Annotated in this window: 12 protein-coding genes; 8 read left to right on the top strand and 4 right to left on the bottom strand. The window is 62.8% G+C overall.

All coding sequences use genetic code 11. The features are described 5' to 3' along the window. Positions 1-7: 7 nt before the first annotated feature. Positions 8-1,051, bottom strand: a complete 1,044-nt coding sequence (locus tag FJ986_RS02065; protein WP_140673281.1) for an aldo/keto reductase — start codon at positions 1,049-1,051, stop codon at positions 8-10. A 239-nt stretch (positions 1,052-1,290) separates the two neighbouring features. Between FJ986_RS02065 and ppk2 the strand changes: the two genes are divergently transcribed. Next, on the top strand, positions 1,291-2,211 hold the full coding sequence (ppk2, locus tag FJ986_RS02070) for a polyphosphate kinase 2 (RefSeq protein ID WP_140560569.1): 921 nt from the start codon (positions 1,291-1,293) through the stop codon (positions 2,209-2,211). Between the two features lie 90 nt (positions 2,212-2,301). Here the strand turns inward: ppk2 and FJ986_RS02075 are convergent, their stop codons facing one another. From FJ986_RS02075 to FJ986_RS02085, 3 genes are all read right to left on the bottom strand, one after another. After that, complete coding sequence (locus FJ986_RS02075; RefSeq protein WP_140557014.1) at positions 2,302-2,949, bottom strand: dihydrofolate reductase family protein; 648 nt, start codon at positions 2,947-2,949, stop codon at positions 2,302-2,304. A gap of 221 nt (positions 2,950-3,170) precedes the next feature. After that, complete coding sequence (hemB, locus tag FJ986_RS02080) at positions 3,171-4,202, bottom strand: porphobilinogen synthase (protein WP_140631536.1); 1,032 nt, start codon at positions 4,200-4,202, stop codon at positions 3,171-3,173. A gap of 88 nt (positions 4,203-4,290) precedes the next feature. After that, positions 4,291-5,121 carry a DUF2066 domain-containing protein gene (locus FJ986_RS02085; protein ID WP_140673283.1) on the bottom strand — a complete coding sequence of 277 codons (831 nt, stop codon included), beginning with the start codon at positions 5,119-5,121 and terminating at the stop codon, positions 4,291-4,293. Between the two features lie 195 nt (positions 5,122-5,316). Here FJ986_RS02085 and FJ986_RS02090 point away from each other — a divergent pair, with 195 nt between their 5' ends. The 7 genes from FJ986_RS02090 (at position 5,317) to FJ986_RS02120 (ending at position 13,107) form a co-directional block, all read left to right on the top strand. Next, positions 5,317-6,360: an enoyl-CoA hydratase/isomerase family protein gene (locus FJ986_RS02090; RefSeq protein ID WP_140673285.1), complete on the top strand. Its 1,044-nt coding sequence runs from the start codon at positions 5,317-5,319 to the stop codon at positions 6,358-6,360. Then, positions 6,357-6,779 (top strand): DUF6163 family protein, encoded by a 423-nt coding sequence (locus FJ986_RS02095; RefSeq protein ID WP_140521771.1) that lies wholly within the window; start codon positions 6,357-6,359, stop codon positions 6,777-6,779. The genes FJ986_RS02090 and FJ986_RS02095 overlap by 4 nt, the downstream gene beginning before the upstream one ends. Positions 6,780-7,016: 237 nt before the next feature. Beyond that, positions 7,017-7,532, top strand: a complete 516-nt coding sequence (locus tag FJ986_RS02100; protein WP_013896002.1) for a winged helix DNA-binding protein — start codon at positions 7,017-7,019, stop codon at positions 7,530-7,532. 349 nt (positions 7,533-7,881) lie between these two features. Further along, on the top strand, positions 7,882-9,135 hold the full coding sequence (locus tag FJ986_RS02105) for a murein L,D-transpeptidase (RefSeq protein ID WP_140557007.1): 1,254 nt from the start codon (positions 7,882-7,884) through the stop codon (positions 9,133-9,135). Positions 9,136-9,299: 164 nt separating this feature from the next. Further along, positions 9,300-10,940, top strand: a complete 1,641-nt coding sequence (locus tag FJ986_RS02110) for a Na+/H+ antiporter (protein WP_140673287.1) — start codon at positions 9,300-9,302, stop codon at positions 10,938-10,940. 181 nt (positions 10,941-11,121) lie between these two features. After that, a complete protein-coding gene (glyA, locus tag FJ986_RS02115) occupies positions 11,122-12,435 on the top strand; it encodes a serine hydroxymethyltransferase (RefSeq protein ID WP_140557004.1) in 1,314 nt (437 codons plus the stop codon). Positions 12,436-12,516: 81 nt separating this feature from the next. Further along, a complete protein-coding gene (locus tag FJ986_RS02120; protein ID WP_140673289.1) occupies positions 12,517-13,107 on the top strand; it encodes a hypothetical protein in 591 nt (196 codons plus the stop codon). Positions 13,108-13,126: the final 19 nt, after the last annotated feature.

A 13,126-nucleotide genomic window follows, 5' to 3' on the forward strand; every position in this document is an offset into this window, starting at 1 on the left:
AGGGTTCCTATAAGCTGCTTCGGTCGATCACAAGGTCGGCGGCGCCGAAACGCTCCTTTGCCGTCAGCTGCTGATGCCAATAGGGATAGAGCAGGGGCGGGCGGCTGACCGCGTCGAGGCGATCACGTTCCTCGCCGGCCAGCGTCAGGCTGGCCGCCGCGATATTGTCCCTGAACTGGGCCTCGTTGCGCCCGCCGATCACAAGCGAGCTGATAGCCGGCCGGCCAAGCAGCCAGGCAAGCGCCACCTGTGCGGCGGACACACCGCGGGCCTTACCGATTTCGACCAGCACATCGACGATCCGCCACAGCCGGTCCTCGTCGCGGATTGGCGGTTCGGACCAGCCGGCGACCTGGCGCGCGGTCGGGCTGTCACGGTGATACTTGCCCGACAGCAGGCCTCCCGCCAGCGGGCTCCACACCAGCACGCCCAATCCCTGGTCGACCGAGATCGGCAGCAGCTCGTATTCGGCTTCGCGTGCTTCGAGCGTGTAGTGGATCTGCTGGGTGACGAAGCGCGGCTGATGGCGGGTGTCACTGATGGAGAGCGCCTTCATCACCTGCCAGCCGGAATAGTTGGAGCAGCCGATATAGCGGATCTTCCCCTGGCCGACCAGCGTGTCGAGCGCGGCGATGGTCTCTTCGAGTGGCGTCACGCCGTCCCATTCGTGCAGGAAATAGATATCGATGACGTCGGTCTTGAGCCGCTTAAGGCTTTTCTCGCATTCGCGGATCAAATGATGGCGCGACAGGCCTTCGTCATTGGGACCGTCGCCGATGCGCATGCGCGCCTTGGAGGCGATCAGCACGTCGTTCCTGCGCTTGCCGCCGAGTGCCTCGCCGATGATCTCCTCCGACAGGCCGTCCGAATAGACATTGGCCGTGTCGATGAGATTGATGCCGGCATCAATGCACAGATCGATCATGCGCTCCGCCTCGGCGAGATCGCTGTTGCCCACAGCCGCGAACGGGCCGGCGCCGCCAAAGGTCATGGTGCCCATCGTCAGCGCCGAAACCTTCAGGCCGGAACGGCCGAGAGTGCGGTATTCCATGTCAGTCCTCGCGATTGAGAAGAATGGCCCGATCAGGTTGCTGGATTTGTAGGACAATCCGTGCGGCTTGTCGCCCTCCGGCCCCAGCACACCGATGAGCGGCCGTGGCGTGCCCCTGCAATAAAACCGTCATTGCCGGCCTATACTCAGTCGATCAGGGCGTTGCGCGCCGCCGTCAGGACGCGACCAGTGCGCCCGGTCGTTGCCGGAGGCGGCAGCTTGCAGATGGAGGAACACCGATGAATGAATCCATACCCAAGTCCGGCGCCCGGGACTGGCTGGAAGCCGAACTCGCCGACACGCTCGACGAGGACTATGAACTGGAGATGTCGGAACCGGCGCTGTCGCTGGAGATCGCCAGGATCTACAAGAACGCGCATCCGCCTTCTATCGACCGCATGCAGTATTTTCGCGACCTGATCGGGCTGCAATCCGAGCTGATCAAGCTGCAATCCTGGGTCGCCTACCACAAGAAGAAGCTTGTGGTGATCTTCGAAGGCCGCGATTCGGCTGGCAAGGGCGGCGTCATCAAGCGCATCACCCAGCGGCTCAACCCGCGGATCTGCCGCGTCGTGGCGCTTCCGGCACCGACCGAGCGAGAGACGTCGCAATGGTATTTCCAGCGTTATGTGCCGCACCTGCCGGCCGGCGGCGAGATCGTTCTGTTCGACCGCTCCTGGTACAACCGCTCCGGCGTCGAGCGGGTGATGGGTTTCGCCGGGGCCGATCAGGTGGAGGAATTCTTCCGTGACGTGCCGGAGTTCGAGCGCATGCTGGTCCGTTCGGGCATCACGCTGGTCAAATACTGGTTCTCGATCACCGACGAGGAACAACAGATGCGCTTCCTGATGCGCATCCACGATCCGATGAAGCAGTGGAAGCTGTCGCCGATGGACCTGCAGTCGCGGGTGCGCTGGGAACAGTACACCAAGGCCAAGGAAGAGACCTTCGCCCGTACCAACATTCCGGAGGCGCCCTGGTTCATCGTCGAGGGCAACGACAAGAAGCGCGCCCGGCTGAACTGCATCGACCACCTCTTGCAGCAGGTTCCCTATGAAGAGGTGCCGCACGAGGAGATCACGCTGCCCGAGCGGGTCTTCAATCCCGAATACGAGCGCCAGGTGCTGCCGCGCGAGCTCTACGTGCCCGAGAAGTATTGAACGAGAGTTTGTCCTTCTCCCCGTATAGTGACGGGGAGAAAGGATCTGCACCAAGGGTTGCCAATTCCCACTGTCGCAGACAACTAATTCCTAAGTCCGCTTGATGACGACATGCGTGGCAAGCGGCGTCGCTACTTGTTCGCTGCACGCGTAGCCGAGCTTCGGCATATCAATCCCGGCGAAGAGGTGCTCGCCGGAGCCGAGCAGCACCGGCGAGATCGCCAGATGCATCTCGTCGATGAGCCTCTCCTGGAGGTACTGCCGGATGGTGGCGACGCCGCCGCCGACCCGCACATCGCTGCCATTGGCCGCTGCCCTTGCCTGCTCGAGCGCCGAATGGATGCCATCCGTAATGAAGTAAAAGGTCGTGCCGCCCTCCATGACGATCGGCTCGCGCGCATGGTGGGTCAGCACGAAGACCGGCACATGATAGGGCGGGCTGTCGCCCCACCAGCCCTTCCAGTTTTCGTCAGGCCATTCGCCGCGGATCGGCCCGAACATGTTGCGGCCGAGGATCCAGGCGCCGACATTCTCGAAGCTGCGCGCCGCGAACGCCTCGTTGGTGTCGGTTGTGCCGCCGTCGTCTCCGAGCACCATCTTGCGGAAGGTGCGGGTACCGATCATCCATTTGTGCAGGGCTTCCCCGCCGACCCCGAGCGGGTTTTTCAAATCCTGGTCGGGACCGGCGCCGTAACCGTCGAGCGACAAGGTGAATGCGTTGACGCGAAGTCTGGACATGGAAAGCCTCCTCAGACCAGTTGTATTTTGCAAGCAGTTACTTTCTAGCAAACCGATTGCAAATTGCAAGTAGTATTTTCAGCGATCGAGAAGATGCATATCCGTACTTCGCCCATGCGATGTCCAGAGTGAAAGTGGCGGCTGCCGAGACAGCCGCCATACCGGCTCATTCGCCGGTGAGTTCCATGAAGAGCATATGATTTGAAGGCGCTGGGAGGAAACTATGCTCTCAGCATCTCCGCCACCTCAGGGGCGAAATAGGTCAAAATGCCGTCGCAGCCGGCGCGTTTGAACGCAAGAAGCGATTCCAGCATAGCCTTTTCGCCGTCGATCCAGCCATTGGCGCCCGCCGCCTTGATCATCGAATATTCGCCCGACACCTGGTAGGCGAAGGTTGGCACCGCAAATTCGTCCTTCAGCCTGCGGATGATATCGAGATAGGGCAGGCCGGGCTTGACCATCAGCATGTCGGCGCCTTCGGCCAGGTCCTGCTCGGCCTCGCGCACCGCTTCGTCTGAATTGGCGTGGTCGATGTAATAGGTCTTCTTGTCGCCCTTGAGCAGGCCGGCCGTGCCGACCGCCTCGCGGTACGGCCCGTAGAAGGCGGAGGCGAATTTCGTTGCATATGACATGATCGCCACGTCCTGGAAACCGTTTGCGTCGAGCGCGTCGCGGATGGCGCCGATGCGGCCGTCCATCATGTCGGACGGCGCGATGATGTCGGCGCCGGCCGCTGCTTGTATGACGGCCGCCGCGGTCACCTGTTCCACCGTCTCGTCATTGACGATGAGACCGTCGCGCAGAATGCCGTCATGACCATGGCTGGTGAACGGGTCGAGCGCGGCGTCGGTGATGACGCCGATCTCAGGCACCGCGTCCTTGATCGCGCGCGTGGCGCGGTTGATGACGTTGTCGGGATCGAGGATATGCGAGCCGGTCTCGTCGCGCAGCGAAATGTCCACATTGGGAAAGGTGGCAAGCGCGGGGATGCCGAGCTTCGCCGCGCGTTCGGCCTCCTTGACGGCAAGGTCGATCGACAGGCGGAAGACGCCCGGCATGGCGGCGATCGGCTCGCGCACTTGTCTGCCGTCGACGACGAAGATCGGCCAGATCAGGTCGTCGACGGAAAGCCTGTTCTCCTGCACCAGGCGCCGCGACCAGTCGGCCTTGCGCATGCGTCGCAAGCGGCGGCTGCCGGTGATGTCGTCGACGCTGCGCGCGCCGGCAGGTTTTGCGGGGGTGAATCTGTTCATCGCCAAAACTCTCGTTTGGCCGGCTTTTATCACGCACCCGTGGTGCTGACCAATGCGACACGTTTGTGCCAGCAATCCGGTCGGGTCCTTATTCGGGTTTCCCGTTGCCCGAAAGGATCTGCGCCGCACCGCGCATGCCGACACGGAACGCCTCGTCGAAGCCGACGCCGCGCACTTGCCAGGCGTAGGTCTTGCCGGCCTTCGCCAGCCGCCAGTCGGCGATCCAGCCCAACTCCTTGTCGCTCCAGACGATGCTGCCGGAAAGCGCTTGGTCGGCGCCGGCCATTTTCGCAACCGTGTCCAGCTTCGCCATGTCGGCGTCGCGCATGATCCTGTCGTCCAGCCCCGCCTTCGACAGCAGCGCTGCCGTGGGGAAGGTTACCTGCATGGCGATCGGCGCGGCGGCATTGCCGAACGACTCGCGCATCAGCACGCCGCGCTCGTCATCGGCATCGAGCGCGAAATGCTTGACGCCGCGCTCGGTCGACAAGAACACCGCCAGCCGTGGCCTTTCGGTCAGCCATGGCCTGCTGCCGAGCGAAGCCAGCACCGGATCGATCATCGCCGGGCTGTACTGGCAGTAGAGATTGTGAGGCCGATCATACGTGCCCTGATCGTCATGGTTGGGAATGCCTTCCATGCGATCGCGGTAGCGAAAGGCCGTCACGAAGCTGCCGGCCTTGTCGCGCAGCGCCGCCATCTCCGGTTTCGCCGGCAGGCGCTGGTCGCCGGAAACCCGGACCAGAACCGCGTCGAGGCAACGTTTGAAGCCGGCCTGGCGGTTCTTCTCGTACCGACCGTTGACGATGGTCTGCGACTGGTAAAGATCGGCGAGGCTTGCCGCCAGGGTCGGTTGCAAAGCCAGGCAAATGACGATCAGCCCGATCGTCATCGGCACGAGGCGCGCAAATCCAGCCATGAGCAACACCCCATTGGAAACCCGCTACAGCTGCGCAGTCGCCGTGCGGTTCCCGGCGTTGCGGCGACAACGGCTCTTTTAGCACTAGGCTCCGGCACGAGCCAAGACGCGCTGCCGGCATGCCGGCATTGACGCGGCCATGGGCCACGCTTTAGCACTTCAGTCCCGGCGGAGCGGGGGAGGGATTCTTTCACGATGGATTTTGGCGGAGGCGACGAGATCCGCTTCGAACATCTGGGCCGGGCCGGCATCGTCACGTTGACGCGGCCGCGGGCACTCAATGCGGTCACGCACGGCATGGTCAATGCGCTCGCCAAGGCATTGCACGCTTGGGAGCGGGACTGGAGCGTCGACGTCGTCGTCGTCAAGGCCGAGGGTAGGGCGTTTTCGGCCGGGGGCGACATTCTCCACATCTATGAGGCCGGCCGGGCCGGTAAGCCGCCTGTCGAGTTCTTCGCCGACGAGTATCGGCTGAACGCCCAGATCGCGCGTTTCAAAAAACCTTATGTGGCGCTGATCGACGGCATCGTCATGGGCGGCGGCGTCGGCATCTCCTTTCATGGATCGCACCGGGTGATGACGGAAAATGCGCAGTTCGCCATGCCGGAGGTGGGTATCGGCTTTTTCCCGGATGTCGGCGCCAGCCATCTGCTGCCCGATCTTGGAGGTTCCTTCGGCATGTACCTGGCGCTGACCGGCAATCGTATCCGCTATGGCGACGCGTTGTGGTCCGGGCTGGCCACGCATACGATCAAGGCGCAGGACCAGGCTGGCTTTCTCGACCAGCTCGCCGCCACCGGCGATCCCGAATCGGTGCTGCGCGGCTTCTTCATCCCGGCGAAGCGCGAGACGGACAGGCAGGTGCTGGAGGCGATCGCCCATCACTTCGCGCAGGCGTCGCTTGCCGATGTCATCGGCAGCCTGGAGCAGGCGGCAGGGAGCGATGAGTTTGCGGCAAGGACGCTGGCGACGATCCTGACGCGCTCGCCGACCAGCCTTCGTGTCGCCTGGCGCCAGATCACTGCCGGCCTGACGCTGCCGATGGATCAATGCATGAAGATGGAGTTCCGCATCCTCAACCGGATGCTCGCGGGCCACGATTTCTACGAAGGCATACGCGCCACCATCATCGAAAAGGGTTCCAAGCCGCAATGGCTGCCGGCAACCCTCGATGCGGTCGACGACGCGGATGTCGATGCCTATTTTGCCTCGCTCGGTGAACGGGAACTCGCGCTATGAGTGAGGTGACGTCCAGACGCGTCGTGCTTCAGCCTTCAGGGGTGGAGGTTATCTTCGCCTGGTTCCAGCGAATCATATCAGGATACTGCCTGCTGTTCGGTATCCTGTACTGGATCAGGCTTATCGGCTTCTATCCCGGCTCGCTGTGGCGCTTCGACCTGATGCCGGTCCACTGGCAGGTGACAGCGGTGATGCTCGCCGTGTTTTTTCCCTTTGCCGCAGCCGGCCTATGGATGCTGGCCTCCTGGGGCCCGGTGATCTGGTTCATCTGCGCCGTGACGGAGATCGTCATGTATGCCGGCTTTCCCGAACTCTTCGGCCACCGCCCGCTCATCGTCGTCTCGCATGCGGGGGTGGCGCTGCTCTATGTCGTTTTCCGCCTCGTCATCTATCTGCAGAAGCGGTCGCCCCGGACCTGAAGCCGGCACGCGCCGCCGGCGATCCGGCGGATCGGATTTCGCCCTGAAATCATTGGCTAAATCTTTAGGTTAATTATCCTTGCTCGAGTGACCGTTCGTTAAGCGTCTTGCGAAACCTATTACCGGTAAGCTCTTGTTAGCCTTGGCGTTTAAGTCGAATTTTATGAGTATTCGATAGTGTCGCGATCAAGGTGAAAAACAAAAAATCACCAGGGCGACAAACGAGAGGCAAAGACAATGATCAATTCGCGTCCGGCGGCAAAGACCGCCAACGTTTCCGACGATCGCCGCGAGGCAATCCGTTCCCTGTACATGGAATCGCTCCAACTGGTCGAGCGCCTGCACCGCCGTCTGCTCGACGTGATCAAGGACGAGTTCGACCGCAATGGCCGTTCCGACATCAACGCCATCCAGGCGCTGCTGCTCTTCAACATCGGCAATTCGGAGCTGACTGCCGGCGAGTTGCGCTCGCGGGGCTACTATCTCGGCTCGAACGTCTCCTACAATCTCAAGAAGCTTGTCGATCTCGGCTTCATCAACCACCAGCGCTCGCGCATCGACCGTCGTTCGGTCCGCGTCTCGCTGACGCCGAAGGGCAACGAGGTGGCGGACGTGGTCGCCGGTCTCTATGAGCGCCATGTCGGCTCGATCGAGCAGGTCGGCGGCATCAACACCGACGAATTCAAGCAGATGAACCGCGCCCTCCAGCGCCTCGACCGCTTCTGGAACGACACCATCGCTTACCGGATGTAAGCCACATCCCCAATCAGAAGCCGCGCCACAGAAGCGCGGCCGCAACAGCGACCTCCAGTCAGGGCCGGTGCCGAAAAGCATCGGTCTTTTCTTTTCGTTGCGCTGGCCGAAGCAAATTGCGGGCCAAGGCCACGTTGCCGCCATATTCCAATGGAACCGAAGATGGCAGTGATGCTGTGGTGAAGACCATGAGTTCACCCGCAGCCGCGTAGCCTTGCGCGTTTTCACACCGAGGTGATGCGGACCATGGTTGGCTAATTGTTAAGATTGCCAATTTTAGAGTGCGGGCGAGATCGCCCGATGATCAACGCAGCAAGTGTTCGAACTGCTACAAATGTCTGGAACGTCCATGAGAACCAGCCGCCGTTTCTTCCTTTCCGGAGCCTCCGCGCTCGCAGCCGCCGTTGTTGCCGGCCGCGCCAGCGCGCAGGATGTGATCGGGGACATCCTGAAGTCCTCGGCGCGCGGCAACTGGGACGATCAGTTCGACGCCCGCGCCAGCGCAGGCGGCAAGGTGGCCTCGACGCTGCCGATCTTCAGCCCGCAGACCGTGGCCTTCACCGAGCAGGCTGTGGCGCAGTACCAGAACATTGTCGGGCAGGGCGGCTGGGTCGAGGTTCCCGCGACCAAGAAACTGCAGCTCGGCGTCGACGATCCCGATGTCGTGCCGCTGCGCAAGCGCCTGATGGTCGCCGGCGACCTGTCGCAGAGCGCCGGCATCTCGACGGCCTTCGATTCCTATGTCGACTCGGCGGTCAAGCGCTTCCAATTGCGCCACGGCCTGCCGGCCGACGGAGCGCTGGGCAAATATACCTACGCGGCGATGAACGTTTCGGCGCAGATCCGGCTCGGCCAGTTGCAAACCAATCTCCAGCGATTGAAGGAGAAGGCGGGCACGCTTGGCAGCCGTTATGTGCTGGTCGATATTCCGGCAGCGCAGGTCGAGGCGGTCGAGAACGATCGGGTCGTGCTTCGCCATACCGCGATCGTCGGCAAGATCGATCGCCAGACACCGATCGTCAATTCCAAGATCAACGAGATCATCGTCAATCCATATTGGAACGCGCCGGTGTCGATCGTGCGCAAGGACATCATCCCATTGATGCGCAAGGACCCCGATTATCTCAAGAACAGCCATATTCGCCTGTTTGCGCCAGACGGCAGCGAAGTCGATCCGATGAATGTGGACTGGTCGACCGATGACGCGGCCAAGTACCGTTTCCGCCAGGATCCCGGTTCGGACAACGCCATGGCGTCGGTGAAGATCAATTTCCCGAGCCCGGACGGTGTCTATATGCATGATACACCGCAGCAGAGCCTGTTCGGCAAGATGATGCGCTTCGATTCCTCGGGTTGCGTGCGCGTGCAGAACGTGCGCGACCTCGTCACCTGGATCCTGCGCGACACGCCCGGCTGGGACCGCCAGCATTTTGAGGCTGCGATCAAGACCGGCGAAAACACGCCGATCCAGGTCACCAACCCGGTGCCGGTGCATTTTCTCTATCTCTCGGCCTGGTCGACGGGCCCCGGCGTTGTCCAGTTCCGCGACGACATATATGGCCTCGACGGAAACAACGAGCTGCAGATCACTTCGTCGCTCTAAGCGATTGATTATTCAGGGAAAAAGGCCGCTCTTGAGCGACCTTTTTCTGTCGCCGCCGCTAGGCCGTTCACACCGCCGCTGACCTCCAACTCTGCGTAGGCGCGCTCCGGCTGGACGAAGCGCGGGCGATTGCACATGGTCGGCAAAACTGCCGGAATCGGACTATGCAAGTTGCCGTCTTCATCCTCGTCGTGCTCGTCGTAGTGGCGCTTTCCGGTGCATTGGTGCGGCTGGTGCGGGTGCCGCTGCCGGTGCTGCAGATCGCCATGGGTGCTGCGCTGGCCTGGCCGGCGCGCGGGCTGCATGTCGAGATCGATCCGGAACTGTTCCTGCTCGTATTCATTCCGCCGCTTCTGTTCGCCGATGCCTTTGCTGCGCCCAAACGCGAGCTTGTCGCCTTGCGTGGCCCCATCCTCGACCTTGCCATTGGACTGGTCTTCTTCACCATCGTCGGATTTGGCTACGCCTTGCATTGGCTGGTGCCCAGCATCCCGCTCGTCGTCGCTTTCGCGCTCGCCGCGGTGCTGTCGCCGACCGACGCGGTGGCGGTGTCTTCCATAGTCGACAGGAACATCGTTCCGGCGCGGCTGATGCACATATTGGAAGGCGAGTCGCTGCTCAACGACGCGTCGGGTCTGGTCATGTTCCGCTTTGCCGTGGTGGCGGCATTGACCGGCAGCTTTTCCTTTGCCGCGGCCTCGCTGAGCTTTCTTTATGCCGTGGCTGCCGGCATTCTCGCCGGTATGGCGGCGCTGTTCGTTGCCGCCAAGGCGCTGCAACTGCTCAACCGCATCGGCGGCGTGCCGGCGGAGGCGCAGGTTCTGATCATGATCCTGGTGCCTTTCGTCTCCTATCTCGGCGCCGAGCATATCGGCGCCTCGGGCATCCTGGCGGCGGTCACCGCCGGCCTGTTGACCGGAGTTTCCGGCATGTTCCGCTTTCTCGGTGTCTCGGCGCGCATGCAGACGATGTCGCTGTGGTCGACGCTGTCCTTTGTCTTCAACGGCGCGCTCTTCATCCTGCTTGGCCTGCAATTTCCCGATATCATCCGTAAGGTGCCGCCGGAGTTGTCCAGCCGGCACTGGATCATCGAGCCGGTGCTGACAGTCCTGCTGCTGACCCTTTGCCTGATCGGCCTGCGTTTCCTGTGGATATGGATCGGCGACATGGCGGGCGCCGTGGCGGCGCGGCTAGGCAAGCGAAAGGCCGAGCCGTTCGGCCTGCGCGTGCGGCTCGCCGGATCGGTCGCCGGCGTGCGCGGAGCGATCACGTTGGCCGGTATCCTGTCGCTGCCGCTCACCTTGCAGGACGGCTCGCCGTTCCCGGCCCGCGACGTGGTGATCTTCCTCGCCGCCGGGGTCATCATCTGCTCGCTGGCCATCGCCAGCCTCGCGCTGCCGAAGATCGCTCGCGGGCTGGTCGAACCGGGCGAGGACCCGGCAGCGGCCGAGGAGCGCCGGGCGCGGGTCGGCGTAGCCAATGCGGCGATCGCCAGGATCGAGAGCATCGCCAATGAGGCAGGCGAGGGCGGGGCCGTCGAGGCACGGCTCGCCGTTGCCGACAGCATCGTCGCCGGCTACCGGCGCCGCATCGCCGCCTCCGACGAGGCCGACGAAGCGCGTGCCGAGGCGCGCGAGGCGAGCCGTCTGGAGCTTGAACTCAGGGCGGCCGGCATAGAAGCCGAGCGCGCCGCGCTACGCGCCATGTTTCTCAGCCGCGAGATCAATGACCATACGATGCGGGCGCTGTTTTCCGAGATCACCTTGACCGAGGCTCTTCTGAAGCAGCGGCGCGACAGGAAATAACGGTTCGCCGCTCTGCTTGCCGCAATCCGGCCAGCAAATTTCGCGCCGCAAACGTGGCGAGGCGAAAACAACTGTGTTAATGGCGCGGCGAACCCAATCCTGTCACACAAAAATGTGCAGGGGTTTGGGACAACGGCATGCGCAAGACAAAACCGACCTCCGGACCTAAGGAATTCAGGCCATGGCAACAGCAGCGGCAGCGTCGAACAAATTCGAATCCTTCTTCGAAACCACGCTGGAAGATGCCGATCCGGAAATTTTCGGCGCGATCCGCAACGAACTCGGACGCCAGCGCCACGAGATCGAACTGATCGCGTCTGAGAACATCGTCTCGCGCGCCGTGCTCGAAGCGCAGGGTTCGATCATGACCAACAAATACGCCGAGGGCTATCCGGGCAAGCGTTACTATGGCGGCTGCCAGTTCGTGGACGTCGCCGAGGAGCTGGCGATCGAGCGCGCGAAAAAACTGTTCGGCTGCAACTTCGCGAACGTGCAGCCCAATTCCGGCAGCCAGATGAACCAGGCGGTATTCCTAGCCCTCCTGCAGCCGGGAGACATCTTCATGGGCCTCGACCTCAATTCCGGCGGGCATTTGACGCACGGCTCGCCAGTCAACATGAGCGGCAAATGGTTCAAGGTCGTGTCCTACGGCGTGCGCAAGGACGACCACCTGCTCGACATGGACGCCATCGAGAAGACGGCGCATGAGACGAAGCCGAAGCTGATCCTGGCCGGCGGCACCGCCTATTCGCGCATCTGGGACTGGAAGCGCTTTCGCGAGATCGCCGATGCGGTCGGCGCCTACCTCATGGTTGATATGGCCCACATCGCCGGCCTCGTGGCAGGCGGCGTGCATCCCTCGCCGCTGCCGCATGCCCATGTCGTGACGACCACCACGCACAAGTCGCTGCGCGGCCCGCGCGGCGGCATGATCCTGTGCAACGACGAGGAGATCGCCAAGAAGATGAACTCGGCGGTGTTCCCCGGCCTGCAGGGCGGACCACTGATGCATGTCATCGCCGCCAAGGCGGTTGCCTTCGGCGAGGCGCTGAAGCCGAGCTTCAAGCTCTATGCCGAGAGCGTCGCCGCCAACGCCAAGGCGCTGGCGTCCAGCCTACAGGAGACTGGCCTCGACATCGTGTCGGGCGGCACCGACAACCACCTGATGCTGGTCGACCTGCGCCCCAAGAATGCCACCGGCAAGCGCGCCGAAGCAGCGCTTGGGCGCGCCAACATCACTTGCAACAAGAACGGCATCCCCTTCGACCCGGAAAAGCCCTTCGTCACCTCCGGCGTGCGGCTCGGCACGCCCGCCGGCACAACGCGCGGCTTCGGCCAGGCCGAGTTCCGCGAAATAGGCAAGCTGATCGCCGAGGTGCTGGATGGCCTCAAGGCCGCCAATTCCGATGAGGGCAATGCCTCGGTCGAGGCCGCGGTCAAGGCCAAGGTCGTGGCGCTGACCGATCGATTCCCGCTCTACCCTTATCTCGGTTGACCTCGCGCCACGCGTCATCTCTTATCCGCCAGCGGCGCGCCGACCCCCGATCGGTCGACGCGCCGAACTGGAGACCAGACGATGCGTAATTTCCGCCCCGCCATCCTTGGCGCCCATGGCTTGCTGGCCGTTTTCCTGACATTGCCCGGCGCTGCCCTTGCGCAGACCCAACCCGCCCCAAAAATGCCCGCCACCGCTACGTTCGGCAGATGGACAACCATCGTCGATACGCTCGACACCGGGCAGGATGCGCGCAAGACCTGCGCCGCTTCGACTGCCTTTTTCGATGCCAGCGGCAATTCGGGCACGCTGACGCTGTCGATCTCGAACGGCGACGCCATGCCGCCGGACGCCTACCCGGCCATCATGCTTATTGTCGACAACCGGAACCTGCCCACTGGCAAGAAGATCGCCGCGACTTTTGGTGATCCTGGCGTCAAGGTTTCCGCCACCGTCTATTCGAACGATGCCGTGAACGGCCGTCCCAGCTGGACGGTCGACAACCAGCCCAAGACCAGTCTCGCGCTCTTGCGAGCCATGCGCAAAGTCACCTCGCTCGATGTCGCTTTCGGCAAAGAGGCTTTCGCCAGCATTCCGATGGACGGCTTCACCAAGGCCTACCGCAACCTCGGCACATCATGCGGCTTTCCGACCAAGGACGTTGCACCCTAGCCAAGCGCGCGAAGGCGGG

The sequence above is a fragment of the Mesorhizobium sp. B1-1-1 genome (genome assembly GCF_006442955.1).
In the GTDB taxonomy this organism is placed as follows: domain Bacteria; phylum Pseudomonadota; class Alphaproteobacteria; order Rhizobiales; family Rhizobiaceae; genus Mesorhizobium.

What these genes read in the sequence shown, in the direction of transcription:
- FJ986_RS02120 (WP_140673289.1), top strand. Translation starts at nt 12,517, where the DNA reads ATGCGTAATTTCCGCCCCGCCATCCTTGGCGCCCATGGCTTGCTGGCC.
- FJ986_RS02085 (WP_140673283.1), bottom strand. Translation starts at nt 5,121, where the DNA reads ATGGCTGGATTTGCGCGCCTCGTGCCGATGACGATCGGGCTGATCGTC.
- FJ986_RS02090 (WP_140673285.1), top strand. Translation starts at nt 5,317, where the DNA reads ATGGATTTTGGCGGAGGCGACGAGATCCGCTTCGAACATCTGGGCCGG.
- ppk2 (WP_140560569.1), top strand. Translation starts at nt 1,291, where the DNA reads ATGAATGAATCCATACCCAAGTCCGGCGCCCGGGACTGGCTGGAAGCC.
- FJ986_RS02110 (WP_140673287.1), top strand. Translation starts at nt 9,300, where the DNA reads ATGCAAGTTGCCGTCTTCATCCTCGTCGTGCTCGTCGTAGTGGCGCTT.
- FJ986_RS02100 (WP_013896002.1), top strand. Translation starts at nt 7,017, where the DNA reads ATGATCAATTCGCGTCCGGCGGCAAAGACCGCCAACGTTTCCGACGAT.
- hemB (WP_140631536.1), bottom strand. Translation starts at nt 4,202, where the DNA reads ATGAACAGATTCACCCCCGCAAAACCTGCCGGCGCGCGCAGCGTCGAC.
- FJ986_RS02095 (WP_140521771.1), top strand. Translation starts at nt 6,357, where the DNA reads ATGAGTGAGGTGACGTCCAGACGCGTCGTGCTTCAGCCTTCAGGGGTG.
- FJ986_RS02075 (WP_140557014.1), bottom strand. Translation starts at nt 2,949, where the DNA reads ATGTCCAGACTTCGCGTCAACGCATTCACCTTGTCGCTCGACGGTTAC.
- FJ986_RS02065 (WP_140673281.1), bottom strand. Translation starts at nt 1,051, where the DNA reads ATGGAATACCGCACTCTCGGCCGTTCCGGCCTGAAGGTTTCGGCGCTG.
- FJ986_RS02105 (WP_140557007.1), top strand. Translation starts at nt 7,882, where the DNA reads ATGAGAACCAGCCGCCGTTTCTTCCTTTCCGGAGCCTCCGCGCTCGCA.
- glyA (WP_140557004.1), top strand. Translation starts at nt 11,122, where the DNA reads ATGGCAACAGCAGCGGCAGCGTCGAACAAATTCGAATCCTTCTTCGAA.